The 23650-nt window shown below is 58.7% G+C and carries 22 protein-coding genes; 15 read left to right on the forward strand and 7 right to left on the reverse strand.

Translation table 11 applies throughout. The features are described 5' to 3' along the window. Positions 1-804 precede the first annotated feature (804 nt). The 7 genes from J7E41_RS24845 to J7E41_RS24875 are packed head-to-tail and all read right to left on the reverse strand — an operon-like array spanning position 805 to position 7252. Entirely contained in the window at positions 805-1836 is a 1032-nt protein-coding gene (locus tag J7E41_RS24845; RefSeq protein ID WP_214996968.1) for an ABC transporter substrate-binding protein, read from the reverse strand. Beyond that, the gene (locus J7E41_RS24850; RefSeq protein ID WP_214996932.1) at positions 1833-2957 is read right to left on the reverse strand and encodes an NAD(P)/FAD-dependent oxidoreductase; all 1125 of its coding nucleotides are present in this window, start codon (positions 2955-2957) and stop codon (positions 1833-1835) included. The genes J7E41_RS24845 and J7E41_RS24850 overlap by 4 nt, the downstream gene beginning before the upstream one ends. Next, positions 2954-4297 (reverse strand): NAD(P)/FAD-dependent oxidoreductase, encoded by a 1344-nt coding sequence (locus J7E41_RS24855; protein ID WP_214996933.1) that lies wholly within the window; start codon positions 4295-4297, stop codon positions 2954-2956. Before J7E41_RS24855 ends, J7E41_RS24850 begins: the two co-directional genes overlap by 4 nt. Beyond that, positions 4294-4584 (reverse strand): (2Fe-2S)-binding protein, encoded by a 291-nt coding sequence (locus J7E41_RS24860; RefSeq protein WP_214996934.1) that lies wholly within the window; start codon positions 4582-4584, stop codon positions 4294-4296. The genes J7E41_RS24855 and J7E41_RS24860 overlap by 4 nt, the downstream gene beginning before the upstream one ends. After that, on the reverse strand, positions 4584-5378 hold the full coding sequence (locus J7E41_RS24865) for an ABC transporter permease (RefSeq protein WP_214996935.1): 795 nt from the start codon (positions 5376-5378) through the stop codon (positions 4584-4586). Before J7E41_RS24865 ends, J7E41_RS24860 begins: the two co-directional genes overlap by 1 nt. Positions 5379-5381: 3 nt before the next feature. Then, positions 5382-6227: an ABC transporter permease gene (locus J7E41_RS24870; protein WP_169353893.1), complete on the reverse strand. Its 846-nt coding sequence runs from the start codon at positions 6225-6227 to the stop codon at positions 5382-5384. After that, the gene (locus J7E41_RS24875; RefSeq protein WP_214996936.1) at positions 6224-7252 is read right to left on the reverse strand and encodes an ABC transporter ATP-binding protein; all 1029 of its coding nucleotides are present in this window, start codon (positions 7250-7252) and stop codon (positions 6224-6226) included. The genes J7E41_RS24870 and J7E41_RS24875 overlap by 4 nt, the downstream gene beginning before the upstream one ends. Positions 7253-7493: 241 nt before the next feature. On the opposite strand from J7E41_RS24875, the gene J7E41_RS24880 reads away from it, so the two are divergent. From J7E41_RS24880 to J7E41_RS28185, 15 genes are all read left to right on the forward strand, one after another. Then, positions 7494-8330, forward strand: coding sequence for an IclR family transcriptional regulator (locus tag J7E41_RS24880; RefSeq protein ID WP_214996937.1), 837 nt, complete (start codon positions 7494-7496; stop codon positions 8328-8330). A gap of 54 nt (positions 8331-8384) precedes the next feature. After that, positions 8385-8969 carry a DUF2239 family protein gene (locus J7E41_RS24885; protein WP_214996938.1) on the forward strand — a complete coding sequence of 195 codons (585 nt, stop codon included), beginning with the start codon at positions 8385-8387 and terminating at the stop codon, positions 8967-8969. Positions 8970-8994: 25 nt separating this feature from the next. Next, on the forward strand, positions 8995-10350 hold the full coding sequence (locus J7E41_RS24890) for an MATE family efflux transporter (protein ID WP_214996969.1): 1356 nt from the start codon (positions 8995-8997) through the stop codon (positions 10348-10350). A 267-nt stretch (positions 10351-10617) separates the two neighbouring features. Then, the gene (locus J7E41_RS24895; protein ID WP_214996939.1) at positions 10618-11637 is read left to right on the forward strand and encodes a hypothetical protein; all 1020 of its coding nucleotides are present in this window, start codon (positions 10618-10620) and stop codon (positions 11635-11637) included. 154 nt (positions 11638-11791) lie between these two features. Beyond that, the gene (locus J7E41_RS24900) at positions 11792-12421 is read left to right on the forward strand and encodes a LysE family translocator (RefSeq protein ID WP_214996940.1); all 630 of its coding nucleotides are present in this window, start codon (positions 11792-11794) and stop codon (positions 12419-12421) included. Between the two features lie 404 nt (positions 12422-12825). Next, positions 12826-13602, forward strand: coding sequence for a transporter substrate-binding domain-containing protein (locus J7E41_RS24905; RefSeq protein ID WP_214996941.1), 777 nt, complete (start codon positions 12826-12828; stop codon positions 13600-13602). Positions 13603-13666: 64 nt separating this feature from the next. Then, the gene (locus J7E41_RS24910) at positions 13667-14344 is read left to right on the forward strand and encodes an amino acid ABC transporter permease (RefSeq protein WP_214996942.1); all 678 of its coding nucleotides are present in this window, start codon (positions 13667-13669) and stop codon (positions 14342-14344) included. Beyond that, entirely contained in the window at positions 14341-15075 is a 735-nt protein-coding gene (locus J7E41_RS24915) for an amino acid ABC transporter ATP-binding protein (protein ID WP_285229523.1), read from the forward strand. The genes J7E41_RS24910 and J7E41_RS24915 overlap by 4 nt, the downstream gene beginning before the upstream one ends. A gap of 20 nt (positions 15076-15095) precedes the next feature. Continuing rightward, entirely contained in the window at positions 15096-16331 is a 1236-nt protein-coding gene (locus J7E41_RS24920; protein WP_214996943.1) for a cysteine desulfurase-like protein, read from the forward strand. Positions 16332-16367: 36 nt separating this feature from the next. Further along, positions 16368-17237 (forward strand): MurR/RpiR family transcriptional regulator, encoded by an 870-nt coding sequence (locus J7E41_RS24925; RefSeq protein ID WP_214996944.1) that lies wholly within the window; start codon positions 16368-16370, stop codon positions 17235-17237. 54 nt (positions 17238-17291) lie between these two features. Next, complete coding sequence (locus J7E41_RS24930; RefSeq protein WP_214996945.1) at positions 17292-18188, forward strand: allantoinase PuuE; 897 nt, start codon at positions 17292-17294, stop codon at positions 18186-18188. A 148-nt stretch (positions 18189-18336) separates the two neighbouring features. Beyond that, positions 18337-18837 carry a sigma-70 family RNA polymerase sigma factor gene (locus tag J7E41_RS24935; RefSeq protein ID WP_214996946.1) on the forward strand — a complete coding sequence of 167 codons (501 nt, stop codon included), beginning with the start codon at positions 18337-18339 and terminating at the stop codon, positions 18835-18837. A 32-nt stretch (positions 18838-18869) separates the two neighbouring features. Next, positions 18870-19844 (forward strand): FecR family protein, encoded by a 975-nt coding sequence (locus J7E41_RS24940; protein WP_214996971.1) that lies wholly within the window; start codon positions 18870-18872, stop codon positions 19842-19844. A gap of 96 nt (positions 19845-19940) precedes the next feature. Beyond that, a complete protein-coding gene (locus J7E41_RS24945; protein ID WP_214996947.1) occupies positions 19941-22355 on the forward strand; it encodes a TonB-dependent siderophore receptor in 2415 nt (804 codons plus the stop codon). 245 nt (positions 22356-22600) lie between these two features. Then, positions 22601-23446 carry a hypothetical protein gene (locus tag J7E41_RS28185; RefSeq protein ID WP_251029662.1) on the forward strand — a complete coding sequence of 282 codons (846 nt, stop codon included), beginning with the start codon at positions 22601-22603 and terminating at the stop codon, positions 23444-23446. Positions 23447-23650 lie beyond the last annotated feature (204 nt).

The raw sequence follows: 23650 nt of genomic DNA on the forward strand, positions 1-23650 counted from the left end.
TCGGTAACGGCCGCCTAGGGTTTCGCCCTTACGGCGACTCACTTTGCAAAAGCGGCAAAGTAAGCAAAACGCTCTTGCCCCACCACTTGGCACCTCGCTAGTGCTCGGTGTGCCCGAACGCAGGCATTACTCCGTGGGCCGCCGCGACGGGCCATCCATGGCCCAACGCGGCTAAACCGGCGTCCTGCCGGTTTACCCACTCCGTAATACCTGCGTTCGGCCATCGTGGTTTAACGGGGCGCCTCAGATCAAAATCAAAAGCACGGCGGCCTGAAAGCCGACCTGAGTGGTAGAAGCAAAGGCAAGGTCCAGCAAGGGCCAGAGCGAAAGCAGATCTGCTTTTCTGTGGGAGCTGGCTTGCCTGCGATGCAGGCAACTCGGTCTTTCAGGAACACCGAGGTGATGCCATGGCAGGCAAGCCAGCTCCCACAGTAGACCGTGCCCGCTTTTGATTTTGCCTTCGCTTCACACCACTCAAGCCGGCCGGTAGGCCGCTGTGTTCTTGATCTGCTTTTGACTTTGATCTTAGGCGCCCCGTTAAACCACGCTGGCTGAACGCAGGCATTGGTCCGTGGGTAAACCGGCAGGACGCCGGTTTAGCCGCACTGGGCCAGGGATGGCCCATTGCGGCGGCCCACGGAGCAATGCCGGAGTGAGGGCACACCGAGCCTGAGCGAGGTGCCAAGTGGTGGGGCAAGAGCGTTTTGCTTACTTTTGCGCTGTTCAAAAGTGAGTCGCCGTAAGGGCGAAACCATAGGCAGCCATTACCGAAATAACGGATATTCACCCAATCACCCACACACCCTACCGCTCAATCGACCGACTCCACCGCGCATTCCACTCCGGCCGCGCCTGGTTCACCTGATCCCAATCAATCGAAATCGCCGTCTCCAGATACCGATTCATCGCCTCCACCCGTTCCCGGGTTTTGTCGGTAGTCGGGGTACTAGGATTCGAAGGAATCTGATCACCCAACTCCAACGCCGGCGCTTGCGCCTCGGCCGTCAACAAATACTCCGCCAGTTTCTGAGCCAGCGCAGGCTGGTCATTACGGGCAATCACACATTCGGCCACGTTCAGCACCACCGCGCCTTCCTTGGGCTGCGCATACTCCATCGGTACGCCCAGCAGTTTCTGAGTCGCCACCTGCGTCGGCGTCAGGGGAAAGATCGCTGCTTCATCGGTCTGCACCATCTCCGAGATTTTCGCCGAGCTGGCGATGTACTCCAGCACATTGGGACCGACCGTTTTTGGCCAGGCCTTGAAGCCAGGCTCCACGTTGGTTTCATCGCCACCCTGGATCCGGTTGAACATCAAGAACCCATGCAAGCCGAATGTCGAGGAGGCCAGGGACTGGAACACTACCTTGTCCTTGAAGCGTGGATCGGCCAGGTCCATCCATGAAGTCGGCGCGCTCCAGCCTTTGTCCTTGAACATTTTGGCGTTGTAACCCAGGCCAGTGACGCCGAGGGTGACGGCGACTGCTTCGTCCTTGATCCTGGCCTTGGCCGGGATCTGTTCGAGGGTCGGGCTGGCCGCGAGCTTCTCGCACAGACCCATGGAGATGGCGCGGTACATGATGCCGTCGTCCAGGAACATCACATGCATCTGCGGGTTGTCCTTGTTGGCCTGGACCTTGGCCAGGATGTCCGACGAGGTACCGGGGACGATCACCACCTTGACGTTGTTGGCCTTCTCGAACGCGGGCAGCACCTTGTCGGCGTAGACCCGCTCCATGGTGCCGCCGTTCATGCCCAGGTACAGCGTCGGCGCAGCAAAGGCCGTCGAGGAGAGCAGGGCGAGGGACAGGCAAGACAGCGCAGTACGTTTGATCATGGGCATGGTTCTTCCTCCAAGGGTTGGAAACGACGGATGGAAAACGCTTCGATGGGCTGGCGACTGGCTCCGGTGCAGACGATGTCTGCCAGCGCTTCGCCGACGGCGGGGCCGAGCTGGAACCCGGCACCGGCAAAGCCGAAACCGTGAAGCAGGCCAGGTTGGGTACTGCTTTCGCCAATCACCGGTTCGTGATCGGGCAAATAACCTTCGGTGCCGCTCCAGGTACGAATCGCCTGGGCACCTTTGAGGAACGGGTACAACTGCGCGGCATTGCGCAGAATTTCCAGCACCGCTGCTTGCCCCGGCCGAGCCTGCTGCGTGCCGAGGGCGAAGCCACGACCGCCACCGAGGATGCAATTGCCGCGCGCCACTTGCCGCGCATAGATCCCGCCGCCTTCAACGCCGGTGCTGACGTCCATCACCCTCGGCAACGGCTCGGTCACCAGCATCGCCGGGTGCGCCGAGTGCATGGGCACCGACTCGCCAAACTGCGTGGCCACGGTGTTGGCCCAGGCGCCGGCGCAGTTCAGCAGCCAGGGCGCTTGCAGGTGCAAGCCATTGGCGCAGCGCACCTGGAACAGGCGGCTGTCGTGTTCGATATGGCTCACTTCAGACTGTTCGAAGACTTGTGCGCCAAGGCGTTGTGCCGCGCGGGCGAAGGCTGGTGAAACCAATCGTGGATTGGCGTGGCCGTCCTCGGGGCACAACGACGCGCCAACCGCCACATCGCCGACCCAGGGAAAACGCGCCCGCAGTTGGGCATGATCGAGCAGGTGCAAATTCAGGCCAAACCCATGGCTGGCCTCGGCGTAGGCGTGCAGCGCGGCGAGGTCGGCGTGGCTGCGCGCCAACTTCAGATGCCCGGAGCGCACGTACTCCCCATCAATGCCAATCAGCCCCGGCAAGTCTGCCCACAGCTGATGTGCCCGTTGCGACAGCGGCAACTGATGCAGCGGCCGGCCCTGGCGACGCACGCCGCCGTAGTTGACGCCGCTGGAATGGGAGCCACAGAAGTCCCGCTCCAGCAGCACCACGCGTTGACCTTTTTGCGCGAGCATCAGTGCCGCCGAGGCACCGACAATCCCACCGCCGAGGACGATAACGTCACTGTCGATCATGGCTGCACCTCCACGCCAAACGGCAGCGGTTTGATCGGTGCCTGGCCGCGTAACCGGCCAATGCTCTCCAAGGGCCGGCCACTGCGTTGGGCGACGATTTCCGCCGCCGCCAACCCGCACATCCGACCCTGGCAGCGCCCCATGCCGACTCGGCAATGGGCTTTCACCCGATTCAGTTCCCAGTGGCCTTCGTCCACCACTGCGCGTACATCGCCGACGCTGACTTCTTCGCAGCGGCACAGGATCAACTCATCCGGCGCATCAGCAGCCCAGTTCTCGGGGAACGGAAACGCGGTTTCCAGTCCCTGACGAAAGCGTTGGATGCTCGCCAACTGTTGTTCCAGAACGGGGCCGCGGCGGTGATCCAGGGCCACGCCCAGGTCTTCCAGTACGGCCAGTGCCGCTCGCTCCCCGGCCATCTGCGCGGCATCCGCACCCATGATGCCGGCGCCGTCGCCCGCAAGGTAAACCCCTTCGACACTGCTGCGTCCCGCCGCGTCGCGGGTTGGCAACCAGGCACGGTTCAATTCGTTCCAAGCGAACTCACAGCCCAGCAAGTCAGCCAGTTGGGTTTCGCTGCGCAGGGCATGGGCAAAGGCGACGGCGTCACAGGCCAGCGTCTGCTGGTTCCAATGAATGCCCGTGACCCGTTGCTCACCGTCAATCCGCTCCAGGGTTGCGCCCTGATGCACCGGGATACCATGGGCGGTCAGCCAGGCGCGGTAATACATGCCTTTGGCCAAGGTCGGCGGTTGGCCGAGCAGGGCTGGCAGGGCACGGCATTGAGCGCTGAAGGGCGCACTGTCGAGCACCGCGACTACCTTGGCCCCGGCTTTGGCGTATTGATACGCCACCAGGTACAGCAACGGTCCGCTGCCGCAGAACGCCACCCGTTCACCGATGGCGCAGCCCTGATACTTCAAGGCTATCTGCGCGGCGCCCAGGCTGTAGACCCCGGGCAAGGTCCAACCCGGAACCGGCAGAATGCGGTCGGTGGCACCCGTGGCGACGATGATTTTTGAGTACTCGATACTGTCGGCGTGGCCGTTACTGAGGGTGTCCAGGCGAGCGTTTTCGGCGTTCCACACCAGCGTCTCCGGGCGGTAATCAATCAATGGTGCCAGCTCATCCAGTGTGCGATGCGTCGCAACGGCCTTGCTTGCTTCGAAGCCATATAGCTGCTTGGCCGAGCGCTGAAAGTTTGCAGGTGTGCGACGATAAATCTGCCCGCCGCCACGCAGGCTCTCATCCACCAGGCACGGCGTCACACCGTGATCAAGTAACGTGCGCGCAGCGCTGATGCCTGCAGGTCCGGCCCCGACAATCACCACCGTCTTCATGACAGGCGCCCCGGATCACGGCGAATCGCCTGGCCATCTTCCAGTAACGTCGAGCAGGCACGCACCCGGCGGCCATCTTCCAGGCGTACCCAGCAATCCTGGCAAGCGCCCATCAGGCAAAAACCGGCACGCCGTTCGGCACTGAAATCACTGCCGCGCAGGTGCTCGGTGCAGGTCAGCACCGCCGTCAGCAGGGTATCGCCCAGCAAGCCCGTGGCGGGTTGTCCGTCGAGGGTGAAGGCCAGGGTCGGGCGTTCGGTCTCGGCCAATCGTTTGAACAACGCCATCAATGTTTCCCCACCAGCACCCGGTCCAGGCCGTAGACCCGGTCGAGCAGAATCATCGCGGCGGCCGTCAAGGCAATCACCAGTGCCGACACCGCTGCCATCATCGGGTCAATGGATTCGGTGGCGTACACATACATGCGCACCGGCAACGTTTGCGTGGCTGGCGAGCTGACAAAAATCGACAGGGTGACTTCATCGAAACTGTTGATGAACGCCAGCAGCCAGCCACCGGCCACGCCGGGCAGAATCATCGGCAGAGTGATCTTGCGAAACAGAGTAAAGCGGCTGGCACCAAGGGATTCAGCTGCTTGCTCGGCGCTGCGATCGATGCCAATGGCGGCGGCCAATACCAGGCGCAGCACGTACGGTGTGATGATTACCACGTGGGCCAACATCAGCCAGGTGAAGCTGCCATTGACCCCCATCAATGCAAACAGCCGCAGCATCGCCACCCCCAGCACCAGGTGCGGAATGATGATGGGCGAGAGGAACAGCGCACTGAAAAAGTTGCGGCCGGGGAATTGATAACGGCTGATGGCCAAGGCCGCAGGCACGGCAATCAGTGTCGCCAGAGTGGCGGCAACAAACGCCAGGACCAGGCTGTTATAGAAGGCGTGAATAAAATCGGCCCGCTCGAACACCGCGCGGAACCAGCGCAGGGAAAAGCCCGAGGTGGGCAGGCTCAAGGTGTTTTCCGGGGTAAAGGCTACCAGGCACACCACCACCAGCGGCGCCATCATGAACAGCACCACCAGGCCGTGAAACCCCAGGGCCAAAGGACCGTTTCTCGACATCTTTCAGACTCCCAGGGACTTTTTGTAGCGGCCTTCGACCATGCGGTTCCAGCTCAGCATGATCAGCAGATTGACCAACAGCAGCACCACCGCGATGGTCGCGCCCATGGGCCAGTTCAGTTCCGAGAGGTATTGGTCATAGACCACCGTGGCGACCATTTTCAGCCGGCGTCCGCCCAGCAGGCCGGGGATGGCGAAGGAACTGGCCGCTAGGCCAAACACGATCAGGGTTCCGGATAACACCCCGGGCATGACCTGGGGCAGGACGATCTTGCGCATCACTGTGGCCTGGCTGGCACCGAGGGACAGGGCCGCCTGCTCCGCCGAGGGGTCGAGTTTTTGCAGGGAGGTCCACACCGGAATGATCATGAACGGCAGCATCACGTGAACCAGTGCGATGATCACTGCGAATGAGGTGTACAGCAGCTTCACCGGGCGCCCGCCGAGGGCCTGGATAACTTGGTTGACCAAACCGTCGGCGCCCAGCAACAGGCTCCAGCCGAAGGCCCGCACCACCACCGAAATCAGCAACGGTGTGAGGATCAGAATCAGGAAGATCGAGCGCCATGGCGTGCCCATGCGGCTGAGGACGTAGGCCTCGGGAACACCGATTACCACGCACAACAAGGTGACCACGGCGCTGATCCAGAAGGTGCGCCAGAAGATTTCATAGAAGTACGAGTCACTGAACAGCGACAGGTAGTGGGCGAAGGTCCATTCATCAGCCTTGACCCCCACCTGATAGTCGAAGACGTTGAACGACAACACCAGCGTCAGGCCCAGGGGCAGAATCAACAGCCCGAAAAACAGCACCAGCGCCGGCAACGACAGCAGGTAGCCACGGCTCATGTGCGCACCTCATCTGCCGCCAGTACCCGCAGCAGGCTGGCTTGCCAATCCAGGCCCACCGCCGCACCGCAACCCAGGGGCGCGCTGCCGTCGTTGCGGCGTACGACGGTCAGTTCGCCGATATCGGTCTTGATGCGGTACAGCCATTGGCTGCCGAAGAAGTAGCTGTCGAGGATGTTGCCTTGCAGGCGCCCGGCGCCTGCGGCCACCAGGTCGATTTTTTCCGGGCGCAGGCTCAGGGTCAGTGCGCCGTCACCTTTGTCGAAGCGCACTTTTGGCGCACCGAGTTCATCGAAGTCGCCCGCCAGCAAGTTGGCCTTGCCGACAAAGTCAGAGATGAAACGGGTGCGCGGGTGTTCGTAGAGTTTGTAGGGCGCATCGATCTGAGTCACACGCCCGGCTTGCATCACGACGACTCGGTCGCTGATGGACAACGCTTCGGCCTGGTCGTGGGTGACCATCAGGGTGGTGATGCCGACTTCGCACTGGATGCGGCGGATTTCGAACTGCATCTCCTCACGCAAGTTGGCGTCGAGGTTGGACAGCGGCTCGTCCAGCAGCAACACCGGCGGTTCGATCACCAACGCGCGGGCCAGGGCCACACGCTGGCGTTGGCCGCCGGAGAGTTCCCGGGGATAACGCTCGGCGTGGGGCGCCAGGCGCACCAGGTCCAGCACGGTTTTCACTCGGCTGGCGATCTCGGCGGCCGGCACCTTGCGCATCTTCAAGCCGAAGGCGACGTTGTCGCGCACGCTCATGTGGGGGAACAGGGCGTAGCTCTGGAACACCACGCCGAGGCCGCGGCTGGCGGGTTTGGCGTGGGTGATGTCGCGGCCGTCGAGGAGGATCTTGCCGGCGCTGACATCGACGAAGCCGGCGATCATTTGCAGGGTGGTGGTCTTGCCGCAACCGGAAGGGCCGAGCAGGGAGACGAACTCGCCTTTTTCTACCGAGAGGTCGGTGGCGACTACGGCGTCGACGGCACCATAGCGTTTGCTCAAGGCCTGGAGTTGGAGAAATGCCATGTCTGCGTTCCACCTTTTTTGAGTCGCGTCGAGACGCGCTTTTTTGTTTTGGGCAGATGCGAAAAGGGTAGTGCGGGTGCGTTGGCGCTCGATCTCGGTCGGCTGCCGTTAGTTGTTCATTTCGCCCCTGTGGACGCAGATTAGGACGAAGACTAGGATGGGCGAAAGGTGGAATTTCACTGAAAGGAGTACTTTTTTCAGTTTCATTCACTGACCAGAATTTGTAGTGAGATTGAACCTTATGAATTCCACTGAACGGAATGAAAGTGTCAGGGAAGTTGGCGTCGGCAGTGTTTCGCGTTTGTTCGCGCTGTTGCGCATTCTCGGGGCGGCGCCCGAGGGTGGCGAACGGGTGACGCAGTTGGCGCAGCAGGTGGGCCTGTCGCAGCCCACCACCCACCGGTTGTTGCGCAGCCTGATGGACGAGGGCATGGTCGAGCAGGACGCGCGCAGTAAACGCTATCGCTTGAGCTTGGAGTTTTTCGCCCTGGCGGCTAACGCGGGGAATACCGGCAACTTGCGCGACCTGGTGCGTCCGAGCATGTTGCGGCTCAGTGCTTCGCTGGGGGATTCGCTATTCCTGCTGGCTCGCAGCGGCTTTGACGCGGTCTGCCTGGACCGCAGCGAAGGCCCGTACCCGATCCGCACGTTCACCGGCGATATCGGTGGCCGCGTGGCCCTGGGCGTGGGGCAGGGCAGCCTGGCGATCCTGGCGTTCTTGCCGGAGGAAGAGCGTGAAACGGTGATCCGCTACAACTTACCGAGGCTCAAGGACTTTCACCTGTATGACGAAGTATTCCTGCGTTCGGAAGTAGAGAACGTCCGTCGCCTGGGCTATGCCGCGCGCAATACCGGGGTGCTGGAAGGCATGGCGGGCCTGGCGGTGCCGATCCTCAATCGTGATGGCCATGCGGTGGCGGCGTTGAGTGTGGCGACCATCAGTGACCGGTTGGGACCCAGTCGTTTACCGACGGTGGTGGAACTGCTCAAGCGCGAAGCGGCAGCCATCGGCCCGCGCATCAATCCGTTTGATCCGACCTTGCGTCGGCCTTCACAAATCTTTAGTGGCAAAGATTAGGGTTACGACTAATATAATCCGGGTAAAACATATATCACCCGGATTATATTAATTATGAACACGCAGACGTTTCCCCGTTGCACTGCCTTTCTCGGTCATCGACGTGTGGCCGACGGTTCCTATGCCGATGTCGCCGATGACCTGGCGGGCCTTGACTTATCGGTAGGTGGCTTGCTGGTGTTTGATGATGCCAGCGGTATTCAAGTCGACTACCCCTGGCCCGTGGGCTACGCTGCGGCGCAGCCAGGAGGTGTGTCGGCGGCCGATGTTGAGCCTGCGACGACGCCTTCCGTGGGGCGCCCGCGTCTTGGAGTGGTAGCCCGTGAAGTGACCTTGTTGCCCCGGCACTGGGAGTGGCTGGGGCAACAGCAAGGCGGTGCATCGGCCGCGTTGCGGCGGCTGGTGGATGAGGCCCGCAATGCGCATGCCGAGCGAGATGTGGTGCGCCAGGCGAAGGAATCCAGCTATCGTTTCATGAGCGCCATCGGCGGTGACCTGCCGGGTTTTGAAGAAGCCTCACGGGCGTTATTTGCCCAGGATGGGGCTGAGTTTTCCAATAAGATTGCCCATTGGCCGATCGATGTACAGACGTACCTCGCCTGGCTGTCGCGCAACGCTTTTCCTGTCAAACCGCACTGAGACCCGAACCCTCATGCAAGTCGCTATGCCACAAACCGTGCAACGGCCGCTATGGCGGATCTACCTGATCTTTCTGGCACCGATGGTGCTGTCCAACTTTCTCCAGAGCTTTTCCGGGACCCTCAACGGCATCTACGTCGGGCAAATGCTCGGTACTCAGGCGCTGGCGGCGGTGTCGGGGATGTTTCCCATCGTGTTCTTCTTTATCGCCCTGGTGATCGGTTTGGGCGCGGGCGCTTCGGTGCTGATCGGCCAGGCCTGGGGCGCGCAGGAGACGGGGATGGTCAAGTCGATCACCGGCTCCACCTTGACCCTCGGTGCGTTGATCGGGGTGATCGCTGCAGTCCTGGGCAGCCTGTTCGCCCGCCCGGCGATGCTGGCGTTGGGCACACCGATGGATGTGTTGGACGATGCCGTCAGCTATGCGCAAGCGATGATGCTGATCATGCCGTTGCTGCTGGTGTTCATTTTGTACACCCAGCTGCTGCGGGGGGTGAGCGACACGGTGTCACCGCTGCTGGCGCTGGTGGTATCGACCACGGTCGGCCTGGTATTGACCCCTGCGTTGATTCTCGGCTGGGTGGGCTTGCCGCCCCTGGGCATTCAGAGCGCGGTGTTCGCCAGCCTGGTGGGGAACGCCTTGGCGATGCTGTTTCTGATCTTGCGCCTGCGCCATAAAAACCATGTGATGGCGCCTGACCGAGAACTGATGGCAGCGTTGCGCCTGGACCGAGTGATCCTCGGCAAGGTTCTGCGTATCGGCTTGCCCACCGGCTTGCAGATGGTGGTGCTGTCCCTGTCGGAGCTGGTGATCCTGGCCCTGGTCAACGGCCATGGCTCCCAGGCCACGGCGGCTTACGGCGCGGTGACGCAGATCGTCAACTATGTGCAATTCCCTGCACTGTCGATTGCCATCACCGCATCGATCCTCGGCGCCCAGGCCATTGGCGCCGGACGCCTGGAGCGCATCGGGCCGATCCTGCGCACCGGGATCTGGATCAATACGTGTCTGACCGGCGGCTTGATTGTGCTCAGTTATGTGCTGTCCCACTGGTTGCTGGGGTTGTTCATCACCGACACCGAGGCGCGGGTCAAGGCCGAGCATCTGTTGCACATCATGTTGTGGAGCATTCTGGTATTTGGTTTCCAGGCGGTGGTGGGTGGGATCATGCGGGCCAGCGGCGTGGTGCTGGTGCCGGTGGGGATTTCGATCTTCTGCGTCCTGGGCGTGGAGCTGCCGGTGGCGTATCTGCTCAATGCACGGTTTGGGCTGGAAGGCGTGTGGATGGCGTTTCCGGTGACGTACCTGGCCATGCTGGGGTTACAGGTGGCCTATTACCGTTTGGTCTGGCGGCACAAACAAATTACGCGATTGATATAAGGGTGGGGGCCGTTTATGGCCCTTTCCTACAAAAAGATGCGCTTTTTACCAGCGCTGAGTTTGATGTTTTCTACTGGTTCTTTTGGTCGTTGCTCCAGGCGCCGGTGCGGTTTTCTCGCTGGATACTGGCCGTTCTGGAACTGTTTTCGGGGCGGTTGCCACACACCAGTGGTCCATCTTCTTTCATATCAAAGCCGCTTGATGGGTGGCTGATATGCCTCAGTCGAAGATGGAAACTTCAACGTCGAACGAATCCGAGATCCAGTTATGACATCGTCAATACCGAGCGCATTAACTCCCTCCTTTAATCCGAATGTCGCTGGTCAAAACGTCCCCCTTCCGCCTCCCGTAAACATTTATGCAAATGCGACTGACGATGACACGAAGGCGGTGATTGAAAATAATCGCGATGTGTTTCAAGACTCAAACGGGAATATCACCCAAGCAAAAATCCGCGAGGTCGCCAATCGACCCTTTACCGGAAAAACGGCGGACGACAACCTGACGGTGTTGGCTAATGAGATTCTCAGGCGCCCGGCAATGAACCGTTCACTGGTCTCGGGTGGCAAGGATCAGGACAGTCAGGCCGGGAGCGTGAAGCAGAACAACGAAAGTGCTCAGTCCGGCAATGGCCTGACACGCCATAAGTTGGAGAACCCGCCTGCATCCGATAAAACACGGACTGCCGAGAAGGAAAATCCGTACGCCAACAACAGTGCCGCGGACCTTGCCGGGTATGCACTTGCCAGCTTCAGTTCACTGGAAGACCCTGACGCCAAAGGGCATATAACCGATAGGTCTCTCAGCGCGGTCGCCTCTGGAACACGATTGGATGGCACGCGGGCTCTGCCTGCGGAGACAAACCTGGCCAAGGCGATATTGAATAATCCCAGTTTCTTCAGGGGGGTCGATAGAGATGAAACCGGTACGTTTGATGGAAAATTCTCCAGGCAGGATCTCGGTGATGTGAAGTATCGGACGATGAGTGACCAGGGGCTGCTCCAAGGTATAAAGGATCACTTCAGGGATCTTTTGTTCAGCAACGACAATGGTTATCGCAACTTTGATGAGTTGGAAAAGGCCGCGGGTATACAGACATCGTCGAAAACCTATTTTCCAGAGATAAGGGCACTGGCTCAGGAACTCCTTAAACGTCCTGGCCTTCTTCTGGAGTTGGATATCGGAATTGCCGGCAATGAGCCCGGCAAAAAAGACAAAAGATTTGACATGGAGAACCTCGACTACATGATCGGTAAGTCCTCCACGTCGCCTCATCAGTTTCGCTGATTGAATCTACCGATGGCTGCTGCCGATTACATCGGCAGCAGCTGATGCTCGAGTCGCTTGAAACGACGCTCATCATCAGCCATTGTCGTGCCGACGTTGTATGCCATCACGCTGATGCCATGGCCCAACCCTTGGGCAGTGGAAAGAGAAAATCATGATTGAGCTATCGGTCCTCACCCTGTTCGCAGGGGCTTGCATTGCACTTAACCTGACGCCAGGCCCGGATATGTTGCTGATCGCCTCTCGTAGTCTGAGTCAGGGGCGGGCCTCGGGTTTTATGTCGCTGGCGGGCATTCAGGCTGGGACCTACTGTCATGCGCTGGCGGCGGCATTAGGGTTGTCGCAGCTATTTGTCACCGTGCCTGTTGCCTATGATGTGGTGCGTTTTGCCGGCGCGGCCTACTTGGGCTATCTGGCCTGGAAAGCTTTCACCTCGACCACAACCCCGCTGGCGGTCGAGACACCGCAGGTGTTGTCCCTGACGGATATCTTCAGGCAGGGGTTGGTGACCAATTTGTTGAACCCCAAGATGGCGCTGTTTGTGCTGGCGTTGTTCCCACAATTTGTTCAACCCGATAAAGGTTCCATTGTCACCCAGATGCTGGTGCTGGCGACGGTGCTGAATTTCACCGGGCTGTTGGTGAATGGTGCGGTGATTGTGCTGGCGACCAGACTCAGAAGCCGGATCACCGGCAATCTGCAGGTGGCCAAGCGACTTAACCAATTGTTGGGTGTGGTTTTCCTGGGGTTGGCCTGTCGTCTGGTGTTGGTCAGTGGGCGGTAGAGCATTCAACGGTTGTGGGTTTTCAAAAAACATGATTTTTCATGAAATCAAGTGCATTGCAGTTCAGCGCGACGGGCACCTATCGACCCAAAGAAGCCGATCGTAGGCCATACGAATAAGCGCACGTTAGATCACGCACTGCAATGATGTTAAATCGTCCGTCCCTCTGCGCTGTTGGTAAAGCCGCAGTCATGCGCGTCTACAGTACAGAAATCCGTTCAGTGCCGATTGCTTCGATGCAGCCTTTGACCGTGGCCATCCGGGAAAATTGAAGACACCAGTGAAGTAAAAAATTCACGAATGAACTGTATTGAAATAAATACTCCATTGCTTTACTCTCGGTCCCACGTCGTACGAGATCAACCGCTGTTAGCACCTAAAAAAACAAACAATCGGGAGCAAACATGAAAGCGAAAGTGATGTTGGGATTATTCATGACTGCCGCAGTTGCACTGCCGGCCTGGTCAGCTGACTGGACTGTTGGGGCTAACGTTGGCAACGTGCCCTGGGAGTTTCAGAACGCTAAAGGTGAATTCGTCGGATTCGAAGTCGATGTTGTAAAAGAAGTGGCCAAACGCGCAGGCAAAAGCGTCGAGTTCATCAATATTCCCTTCAACGGCCTGTTCAGTGCCGTTCAATCCAAACGTGTCGAGATCGCTATCTCATCGATCACCATCACCCCCAAACGCCTTGAGTCGGTCGCGTTCGCTCAACCTTACTTCGACAGCGATCAGTCCCTTACCACACTGACCACGTCCAAGGTCAAGAGCCTGGCCGATATGGCTGACAAGGTTGTTGGCGTCGATACCGGCTCGACCGGTGACATGTGGATTGGCCAACACAAAGACGAGTACAAGTTCTCCGATGTGTCGCGTTATGAAGGGCTATCGCCGGCCATGCTCGATCTGGCTTCCGGCAGAATCGATGGCTACCTCAGCGACATTCCTGCGGTGCTCTACTACATCAAAGACAAACCGCAATATTCCATCGTGGCGCGTATTCCCAGCGGTGAACGTTACTCGCTGATGCACGCCAAAGGCTGGGCGATGAGCGATCAAGTCAACGACATCATCAGCAAGATGAAAGAGGACGGCACGCTCGGAAAAATCCACAAGGAGTGGTTCGGCACCGAAGCCGATAAAGATTCGAGCACCATGAAAGTGACCGCTGTCCTTAAGTAAACCCTGTTGATGATGCTTGTGAGTGGCGGCGCCCGTTCGCCACTTGTATTGACCGAGGTATCCGATGGATCTTTTGCAGACATTTTTTAATTGGAATGTGCTCGTCGAGTCGCTTCCGCTGATGATGCGGGGTCTGGGCGTGACCGTTTTGCTTGGGGTGGTGAGTATCGTCCTGGGCTTGGTGGGTGGTCTTTTGCTGGCGTTGTTGCGGCTGTACTCCTACACCCCCGTTCGAGCCCTTGCACGTATCTACATCGATATCATGCGCTCCATTCCATTGCTGGTTTTGCTGGTACTCATCTATTACGCGCTGCCTTTTGTAGGCATTCGGTTGTCGTCTTTTGCGGCCGCTGCCAGTGCGCTCTCGCTTGTGTCCTGCGCCTACAGTGCGGAGATTTTTCGGTCGGGCATCGAGGCCATTCCCCGGGGCCAGTTCGAAGCGTCGGCCTCCCAAGGCATGAGCTTTTTCAACACCATGCGCGACGTTGTTTTGCCGCAAGCCATCCGCATCGTAATGCCGCCCATGACCAGCAACTGCATAAACGTGATGAAAGACACCGCGCTTGCCTCGGTGGTAGCGATGCCTGACTTACTGAAGCAGGCAACCCAGGCGCAGGCACTGGCTGCTAACCCGACACCGCTGGTAGGGGCTGCCTTGCTGTACCTGTTGCTGCTGTTGCCGCTGGTGCAGATGGTCAGCTGGGTTGAGCGTCGTAACGCCTCTGGAGGGAAATCCGCATGAGCACGTTGATCGACATCGAAAAACTCGACAAGTACTACGGCAACTTCAAAGCGTTGAGCGATATCAACCTGCAGGTTGAAGAAGGTGAAGTGGTGGTCATTCTTGGCCCGTCCGGTTCAGGAAAATCGACCTTGATTCGCTGTATCAATCTGCTTGAAAGCTACCAGCAGGGCCATATCCATGTGGCAGGTGAACGGGTTGAAGACGGTCCGCGACTGGCCGCCATCCGTAGTGAAGTCGGCATGGTGTTTCAGAGTTTCAACCTCTATCCGCACCTCAGTGTTCTCGACAATGTGTCACTGGCGCCGATCCGTGTCCGCGGTCTAAGTCGGCGTGATGCGCATGCCCGGGCCAAGGAACTATTGGTGAGGGTTGGGATGGGCGATCACGCGCACAAATACCCGAGCCAATTGTCTGGCGGCCAACAGCAGCGTGTTGCTATCGCCCGCACCATGGCCATGGAACCTCGCGTAATTCTGTTTGACGAACCGACTTCGGCACTGGACCCGGAAATGGTTGGCGAGGTACTCGATGTCATGCAGAACCTCGCCCGCTCTGGTGTCACGATGGTCGTGGTCACTCATGAAATGGGCTTTGCCCGCCGGGTCGCCGACCGGGTGATCTTCATGGAAAGTGGACGCATTGTTGAGCAGAACAACCCGGAACCGTTTTTTACCGCACCTCAGGAACCACGTACACAAGCGTTCCTGCAGGCCATCTTGCATCATTGAATCCGGCTGGAGAAAGTAGAGTGAATCCTCTCGATATCGATTACGTTCGCAAGCAATTTCCAGGTCTGGCCGATGGCTACGCCTACATGGATAACGCCGGTGGTTCGATGGTGCTGGGCACCGTAGCTGAGCGGGTCGTTGATTACATGCTCAACAGCAGTGTGCAACTGGGCGCTTCTTACCAACCTTCCGTTGACGCTGGCGCGCGAGTGATGCAAGCGCGGCACTCGGTCATGCAGTTGATCAACGCCGAGCATCCCGAAGAAGTGATCATGGGCGGCTCGACCACTCACTTGTTGCAAATACTGTGTCGAGCGATCGCCCCGTCAATCGTTCCAGGCGATGAAATCATCGTCACCAATTGCGACCATGAGGCCAATATCGGCCCATGGGTCAACCTGTGTGAAAGCCGCGGTGCGACCTTGCGTGTGTGGCAGGTCAATCTCGATAGTTGTGAGCTTGAGCTGGAGGACCTGCAGGTCCTGCTCACTGATAAAACCCGTTATGTGGCCATGACCCACACCTCGAACATTCTCGGTTCGGTCAATCCAGTCGCCGAGGTTGCGCGGCGTGTTCATGCGGTGGGCGCCAAGCTGTGCGTGGACGCTGTCGCTTATGCGCCACACCGTCTGGTGGATGTGCAGGCCAGCGGAGCCGACTTCTACGTCTACAGCTTCTACAAAACGTTCGGCCCGCACTTTGCCGTGCTCTGGGGGCGACGTTATCTGTTGCTGGAATTGCCGAGCCTTAACCACTTTTTTATAGGCAAGGATGTGGTGCCTTACAAATTGCAGCCGGGCAACGTCAACTACGAGTTGTCCTTCGGTTGCATCGGCATTACCGACTATCTGCTCGACATCGGCACCCGGCTCGGCGCGCAAGGCAGCGAACGAGAATGCATGCAGGTTGCGCTCGATGCCTTTGAGGTACAGGAAGATTTACTCGCCGAGCGTCTGTTGGCATTTTTGCGCCAGCACGAAGGTGTTCGGATCATTGGCAAAGCACATACCCGCAATCGAGTGCCAACGATCAGTTTCGTGGTTGCGGGCGTTCAGTCAGAGGCTATTGTGCGCAGGCTTGATGAGCACCGGATAGGCATTCGCTTTGGTGACTTCTATGCGCGGCGACTGATCGAGTCCCTTGGACTTGACCAGTTTGGTGGGGTAGTGCGGGTGTCATTGGCGCATTACAACACGCTGGAAGAAGTCGACCGCCTTATCACTGCGCTGGATCAGGCAATCAATGCATTGCGTTGACTGGCGCATACACTCCTAATTTTACGAGCCTTCACTATGGCCTTACCTGAAACCCTTGCAGAGCTGCGTGACTGTATAGCGGCCCAGCACGAACAACTGACCGGTCGTCAGCGCGATGCTGCGCGATTTCTGATCGACAACCCGCACGAGATCGCACTCAACACGGTGGCCGAACTGGGTAAGCGCTCCAGCATTGCGCCTTCCGCTTATATTCGGCTCGCTCAGGCCCTTGGCTTTGCAGGTTTCAAGGATTTGCAAAGGTTGTTCCGCGCGCCGCTGCAACAGGCTGCCGACACCCACAGCGAGCGCATTCGGTACTACGGCGGTGAGACGTTGCTGGAGGACCCGAGTGACGTCGGTTCGATTCTGCGTGAGTTCAGTCAGGCCAATATCGTTTCTCTGGAACACCTGGCCGAAGGTGGCGAGCAGGCCAATATCGAAGCAGCCATTGCCCATCTGCAAGTCGCGCGCACTACCTTCGTCATCGGCATGCGCCGTGCCTTTCCGGTGGCGGCGTATCTGAGCTACGCGCTGAGTCGTGTGGGCCGGCGAACCGTGCACATCAGCGGCGCCGGCGGCACGTTGCCGGAGCAGGTCAGCGCCATTGCCGATGATGATTTGTTGATAGCCGTCAGTTTTCCACCCTACGCCAATGACACCGTTGAGGCGTGTCGTCAGGCGCGAGAGGCAGGCGTGACGCTGGTGGCGATCACTGACAGCGTTCTGAGCCCTATCGGGCAAATGGCCGATACGGTGATTGAGGTCAACGACGCCGAATTACTGGGCTTTCGCTCGCTCACCGCTTCGTTTTGTATTGCGCAAACCCTGGCCATGGGCCTGGCCTTCAGCGAGTGGCAATCGGACAGCACCTTTAGCCATGACCGGCTGAAAGATATCGACTGCTAGATCGCTACTTTAGCCACGTACTTATTTAACTTGTCACTTCAGGAGAACATCCCGATGGTTTTACCTGCACGCGATTTAGTGGGTTACGGAAGACAACGCCCACAAGGTTCCTGGCCGAATGGCGCACGTTTGGCCATCAGCCTGGTGATCAACTACGAAGAAGGCTCCGAGCGCTCGCTCGCCATGGGCGATCCGGACCAGGAATCAATGACTGAATGGGGCAGTTATTCAATACCCGATGGCACCCGCAATCTGGCGATGGAATCGATGTATGAGTACGGTTCGCGTGTGGGGATCTGGCGAATTCTGGATATTCTCGATCAGCAATCGGTTCGTGCGACTTTTCATGCGTGCGCAGTGGCCTTTGAGCAGAACCCTGATGTTGCACAGGCTGCAGTCGCAGGCGGTCATGAAATTTGCAGTCACGGTTATCGCTGGGAGGAAGTATTTCGCCTGACTGAAGAGCAGGAGCGTGAACACATGCGTTTGGCGATCGAGTCATTCGAGCGCACCTGCGGCAAGCGTCCCGTTGGCTGGTATTGCCGGTATGGTGCCAGCGTCAATACCCGTCGTCTGGTCGCTGAAGAGGGCGGTTTTCTCTACGATTCCGATGCCTACAACGACGATGTTCCCTACTTTGTCGAGGTGGAGGGTAAGCGTCATCTCGTGGTGCCTTATACCGCCGACGTGAACGATTTCCGCTATTGGAATTCTCCGGGGCTTTCGCAGGCATCGGATTTTTTCGAGTACATGAAAGAAAGCTTTGAGGTCCTCTATGAGGAGTCGGCTCAAGGGCCACGCATGATGTCGATCGGGCTGCACCCCCGTATGGTGGGCCGCCCGGGGCGGGTTAGGGCGATCAAGCAATTTATCGAGTATGCCAAGCAGCACGGCGGTGTTTGGTTTGCAACGCGCGAAGAAATTGCCCGTGCCTGGCTTGAACGAACTTGATTGCGTGGCAATCACGCGGGATCAAAAAATAGGTACGCGCTATTCCCCGCTGCGTTGAAAGCCTGCAGTCGATTGACGCGACGGGAAGCAATTGCTCCGCTTAATAGGAAGCATTACTATTCACGTCCCGTCTCCCCAGTGCACCCTCATGATTCCGCCGCCGCCCACCAGACCAGGCTTTTTCGAGCACTACGAGGAGTTGATCGGAACCTGGACACGCCGCCTGAGGAACCGTCAGCAGGCCGAGGACCTGGCCCACGACGCATTCGTGCGGGTGCTTGAGTCAACATCGACGCAAGTCTCGCAGCCTCGTGCCTATTTGCATCAAACCGCACGCAATATCGCGGTGGATGCCTATCGCCGCGAGGACCGCCGGGAGGCGATGGCATTGGAAGCCTTTGAGCAGCGTTCGCCCCAGAGCGGCGACCCGGAGCACTTCATGCACGCGATCCAGCTGGCGGACTCCATCGAACGGGCCTTGGCCGAATTGCCCCTGAACTGTCGCAAGATTTTCATCTGGCAAAAGATCGAAGGCCTGACCCAGCAAGAAATCGCCGAGCGCCTGGGACTTTCAAAAAACATGGTGGAAAAGTATATGATCCGCACCCTGCGGCATCTGCGTGACCGCCTGGACGCGATGGCCCCATGACCAGCGCCCGCTTTGAAACAGGATCTTCCATGATGGATACCCGCGAGTGTGTCGGAGGTAGCAAGACGGCCCGGGACGAGGCGGCGCTTTGGTTCGTGCGCTTGCAGGACAGCCCGTTGAGTGCTGAGGAGCGCAGCCGGTTTGACGCCTGGCGCGAGGAACAGCCTGAACATCAGTATGAATTTGATGTGCTGCAAGGCGTGTGGAGCGCCGCTGACTGGGTGCCTCAGGCTCGCCTGCAAGCTTTGTGCGATGACCCCGTGGCGCGTCAAAAACGCCGGCCAGTGTTGCGCTATGCGGTAGCGGCCAGTGTCCTGGCCGCTGCACTCGGGCTTGGGTTGTTCAGCGGCCTGGATCACCCTGCAACTTACACCGCCGAGTTCAGCACCAGGTTGGGTGAGCGCCGCCAGGTGGCGCTGCCTGATGGTTCGCTGATGGACTTGAACAGCCGCAGCGTGGTGGCGGTGCATTATGAGAAAGGCCGGCGTGGCGTCGAACTCAAGCAGGGCGAAGCGATGTTCAGCGTCGAGCATGATACCAGCCGGCCCTTTGTGGTCGAGGCCGGGGCAGGGCAGGTGACAGTCACCGGGACGCGTTTCGATGTGCGCCGTGATGACGACCAGACCCGCGTGGTGGTCGAGGCCGGGACAGTCAACGTACAAGGTCGCTCCCCGGGCGCGATCGTCACACTCACGGCAGGCCGAGGCACGCAGATCGACGGGCATGGCCAGGTGGCGACGGCTTATGCGGTCAACCCCGAGGAACTGACAGCCTGGCGCACCGGCAAACTGGTATTCAACAACGCGACCCTCGGTGAAGTGGCCCGGGAAGTATCGCGCTACCGCGAGCAACCGTTGCGGGTCAGTACCCCGGCGGTCAGCAACTTGCGGCTGACCAGCGTGTTCAACTCCGCCGACACCGATGCCTTGCTCAAGGCCTTGCCACACATTCTGCCGGTGGCGTTAAGCACGCTGCCTGACGGTAGCCAGGAAATAATTTCACGGTAGATTCAGGTTTTTCCCGAGTTCTTCGTCTTCTTGTCCAACTGCAACTGGTTTGCATTAACAGACGCACTCTCTTGCGATCACAGGACTAGGTTCGACGTGAAAAAACTCGCCGTGAAAAACAATAAAAGCTCTCGCTGGGCACCTCTCGCGCTGGTTCTGGCGGTCAGCGCCGCAATCCCGGCGGTGTACGCCGACCAGGCGTCGGGCGCGATCCATATCCAGGCGCAACCCCTGGGTTCGGCCTTGAGCCAACTGGGCCAGCAAACGGCTCTGCAAGTGTTCTTCAGTCCTGACCTGGTGGCCGGAAAGCAAGCCCCGGCCGTCGACGGCAACCTGTCGCCGGAACAAGCCCTGCGCCAATTGCTGCAAGGCAGCGGCCTGGACTACCAGATAGAGGCAGGCTCGGTGACCCTGCGCCCGTTATCCAGCGGCAGCGGTGAGGCCGGATCGCCTCTGGAGTTGGGCGCAACCGACATCCGGGTTGTGGGAGATTGGCTCGGCGATGCCAATGCCGAAGTGGTGCAGAACCATCCGGGCGCACGGACCGTGGTGCGTCGTGAGGCCATGGTAGAGCAGGGCGCGATGAACGTCGGTGATGTGTTGCGGCGCATTCCGGGTGTGCAAGTGCAGGAAGCTAACGGTACCGGTGGCAGCGATATTTCCCTCAACGTCGGTGTGCGCGGTCTGACTTCACGGCTGTCGCCACGCTCCACGGTATTGATCGACGGCGTGCCGGCGGCGTTTGCCCCTTACGGCCAGCCACAGCTGTCCATGGCGCCGATTTCTTCCGGCAACCTGGACAGTATCGATGTAGTGCGCGGCGCCGGTTCCGTGCGTTATGGACCACAGAACGTCGGCGGGGTGATCAACTTTGTGACCCGGGCCATTCCGGAGAAATTCTCCGGTGAGGTGGGTACCACCCTGCAAACCTCCGCCCACGGTGGTTGGAAACACATCGACAATGCCTTCATCGGTGGTACCGCTGACAACGGCATTGGTGTGGCGCTGCTGTACTCCGGCGTCAACGGCAACGGTTATCGCAACAGCAACAACTCCAATGATATTGACGACGTGATCCTCAAGACCCATTGGGCACCGACCGATCAAGACGATTTCTCGCTGAATTTCCACTACTACGACGCCAGTGCCGATATGCCCGGTGGCCTGACCCAGAAGCAATTCGACGCGAACCCGTATCAATCGGTGCGTGATTGGGACAACTTCAGCGGCCGGCGCAAGGATGTGTCGTTCAAGTACATCCGGCAGATCGACGACCGCACCCAGGCAGAAGTGTTGACCTACTACTCAGACAGTTTTCGCGGCAGCAATATCGCCAACCGTGACCTGAAAGCGCTGAGTTCCTACCCGCGCACTTACTACACCTTCGGCATCGAGCCACGGGTGTCCCATGTGTTCGACCTGGGGCCGACCACCCAGGAAGCCAGCATTGGTTACCGCTACCTGAAAGAGGGCATGCACGAGCAGGCCACCAGCCTGGCCCTGGTCAACAACCAGCCGACGCCGGTCGGCCAGAATGACGGCCACGTTTACCAGGACCGCACGGGCGGTACCGAGGCCAACTCGTTCTATATCGATGACAAGATTGATATCGGCAAATGGACCGTCACCCCAGGTATTCGTTTTGAAAGCATCCGCACCGAATGGCATGACCGGCCGGTGGTGGGCCTCAATGGCAAGCCGGTCCAGGAGAAGCGCCGCGAGATCAATAACAACGAACCGTTGCCGGCCCTGAGCGTGATGTACCACGTCTCCGATGCCTGGAAGTTGTTCGCCAACTACGAAACGTCCTTCGGCAGCTTGCAGTATTTCCAGCTCGGCCAGGGCGGTAATGGCGACCAGACCGCCAATGGCCTGAACCCGGAAAAAGCCAAGACCTACGAGATCGGTACCCGCTACAACGACAACGTCTGGGGCGGCGAAGTGACGCTGTTCTACATCGACTTCTCCGATGAGTTGCAATACGTCAGCAACGATGTGGGCTGGACCAATCTGGGCGCTACCAAACACACGGGTATCGAAGCCTCGGGTCATTACGACCTGTCGAATCTGGACCCGCGCCTGGATGGCCTGACCGCCAGTGCCGGCCTCACCTACACCAAGGCCACCGCCGAGGGTGACGTAGCGTTCAAGGGACGTGACTTGCCGCTGTACTCCCGTGAAGTGGCGACCCTGGGGCTGCGTTACGCCGTCAATCACTGGACCCATAACCTCGATGTGTACGCCCAGTCCGGCCAGCGCGCTCCGGGCACCGGCACTACCTACATCACTCAGCCGACCGATGATGGCCAATACGGTGATATTCCAGGCTATGTCTCGGTCAACGTGCGCAGCGGTTATGACTTTGGTGCGCAACTGTCGAACCTGAAACTGGGCGTCGGGGTGAAAAACGTTTTCGACCAGCAGCATTACACCCGTTCCAGCGACAACAACGCCGGGCTTTACCTGGGCGAGCCGCGCACATTCTTTGTGCAAGCGAGCGTCGGGTTCTGAGTTTGTTGTGGGCTCAAGGGATCGCACTCCGTTCTGGCATTGTTGGAGTGGGCTGCGATTCTTCTAATGTTCGGCGCCTTCTTCCTACTCTTTTTCAGACGATTTTCCGCAGCTTCAGGAACTGAATCCGACAGGTCTCCCACACAGGGATAGCCCTCTTTCCACAGAGTATTACGACGATCAGTCTGTCGTGGTGCTTTGGGCGGTGGGGCAAACCTTGTAATCAAGCCGAACTGGAGATACACATGTCGGTACCCGCGTTCAATCAGCCTGTCGCCAATTCGCCCAATAATGCCGCGCAGACTACTAAAGTCGATACCACGGCCGGCACCGAGGTCCCTGTCGTTTCGTCGAGAGGACAAGAACCGGCCGGGTTAAATTTCGCAGAACAAAACAGCAAGTTCGGCCCGGTATTTGGAGGCCCGTCGTATTGGCCTCACCCTGGTCACCACCACCATCGTCCGGGAGGTCCACCGCCTCGGCCTCATCCTGTAGTTTCACCGCCTCGACCAAATCCCACATTGCCGGACCCTCATTATTCAAAACAGAGTAATGAGCAGTTAGCCCAAAGCCTGCTGAACAACTTCAATGCATTCAAGGCACCGTGGGCGCAGCATATAACCTCTCAAGGTCTGCAGAATATGGCCAACAGGCCGTTGACCGGTCATCCGGCCACGGATCAGAACATCCGCTTGGCCAAAGAGATTGTACGACGTCCGGACCTGATGAAAGCCCTTGATCGGGATGGCAGCACCGGTGTGCTGGATGGGCGGTTAACGCGGCAAGATATCAATAGCGTGGTTCGTTCTGATAACCCGTTGAAGTTTCAAGACGACAAACAACTCGTTCAACAGATGCTTAACAATTTTAATGAATTGAAGGGGGGCTTCTGGAGCGACTCCATCAAAATCGGCACGCTCAAGCACTTGTCTTCACTACCGTTGACCGGCAACCCGACGACTGATTCGCTCATCCAGTTAGCAAGAGAGGTCACTACGCGATCTGATCTGCTGGGGAAAATGGACAATATTGTCGGTTGGAAACAAGACGGCAAGATCAAGTGGAACGAACTGTTGCGGCTTCTGCGTTAAACCTGCGGTATTACCGTGTTGCCCGACATACAGGAAAACGCCGCGAACCCTTCGTGGCGCTTTTCTCTCGGTCTACCCAGCACGATGGTGGTGCGTGGTTGAGACCGTTGATGTTTTCAGTTGCGGGTCATTTCAATGGTTAGGAACTATTTCTGCCGGATTGCCACACAGGGGTATCCGATGGCTGTTATGACGCCGAAGGCT

It is taken from the genome of Pseudomonas fluorescens, from assembly GCF_018614655.1.
GTDB classification, from domain to species: Bacteria; Pseudomonadota; Gammaproteobacteria; order Pseudomonadales; family Pseudomonadaceae; genus Aquipseudomonas; species Aquipseudomonas fluorescens_BX.

Bases quoted from the DNA above. Each gene is read 5' to 3' on its own strand.
- J7E41_RS24845 (WP_214996968.1), bottom strand. From the start codon at position 1,836: ATGATCAAACGTACTGCGCTGTCTTGCCTGTCCCTCGCCCTGCTCTCC.
- J7E41_RS24850 (WP_214996932.1), bottom strand. From the start codon at position 2,957: ATGATCGACAGTGACGTTATCGTCCTCGGCGGTGGGATTGTCGGTGCC.
- J7E41_RS24855 (WP_214996933.1), bottom strand. From the start codon at position 4,297: ATGAAGACGGTGGTGATTGTCGGGGCCGGACCTGCAGGCATCAGCGCT.
- J7E41_RS24860 (WP_214996934.1), bottom strand. From the start codon at position 4,584: ATGGCGTTGTTCAAACGATTGGCCGAGACCGAACGCCCGACCCTGGCC.
- J7E41_RS24865 (WP_214996935.1), bottom strand. From the start codon at position 5,378: ATGTCGAGAAACGGTCCTTTGGCCCTGGGGTTTCACGGCCTGGTGGTG.
- J7E41_RS24870 (WP_169353893.1), bottom strand. From the start codon at position 6,227: ATGAGCCGTGGCTACCTGCTGTCGTTGCCGGCGCTGGTGCTGTTTTTC.
- J7E41_RS24875 (WP_214996936.1), bottom strand. From the start codon at position 7,252: ATGGCATTTCTCCAACTCCAGGCCTTGAGCAAACGCTATGGTGCCGTC.
- J7E41_RS24880 (WP_214996937.1), top strand. From the start codon at position 7,494: ATGAATTCCACTGAACGGAATGAAAGTGTCAGGGAAGTTGGCGTCGGC.
- J7E41_RS24885 (WP_214996938.1), top strand. From the start codon at position 8,385: ATGAACACGCAGACGTTTCCCCGTTGCACTGCCTTTCTCGGTCATCGA.
- J7E41_RS24890 (WP_214996969.1), top strand. From the start codon at position 8,995: ATGCCACAAACCGTGCAACGGCCGCTATGGCGGATCTACCTGATCTTT.
- J7E41_RS24895 (WP_214996939.1), top strand. From the start codon at position 10,618: ATGACATCGTCAATACCGAGCGCATTAACTCCCTCCTTTAATCCGAAT.
- J7E41_RS24900 (WP_214996940.1), top strand. From the start codon at position 11,792: ATGATTGAGCTATCGGTCCTCACCCTGTTCGCAGGGGCTTGCATTGCA.
- J7E41_RS24905 (WP_214996941.1), top strand. From the start codon at position 12,826: ATGAAAGCGAAAGTGATGTTGGGATTATTCATGACTGCCGCAGTTGCA.
- J7E41_RS24910 (WP_214996942.1), top strand. From the start codon at position 13,667: ATGGATCTTTTGCAGACATTTTTTAATTGGAATGTGCTCGTCGAGTCG.
- J7E41_RS24915 (WP_285229523.1), top strand. From the start codon at position 14,341: ATGAGCACGTTGATCGACATCGAAAAACTCGACAAGTACTACGGCAAC.
- J7E41_RS24925 (WP_214996944.1), top strand. From the start codon at position 16,368: ATGGCCTTACCTGAAACCCTTGCAGAGCTGCGTGACTGTATAGCGGCC.
- J7E41_RS24930 (WP_214996945.1), top strand. From the start codon at position 17,292: ATGGTTTTACCTGCACGCGATTTAGTGGGTTACGGAAGACAACGCCCA.
- J7E41_RS24935 (WP_214996946.1), top strand. From the start codon at position 18,337: ATGATTCCGCCGCCGCCCACCAGACCAGGCTTTTTCGAGCACTACGAG.
- J7E41_RS24940 (WP_214996971.1), top strand. From the start codon at position 18,870: ATGGATACCCGCGAGTGTGTCGGAGGTAGCAAGACGGCCCGGGACGAG.
- J7E41_RS28185 (WP_251029662.1), top strand. From the start codon at position 22,601: ATGTCGGTACCCGCGTTCAATCAGCCTGTCGCCAATTCGCCCAATAAT.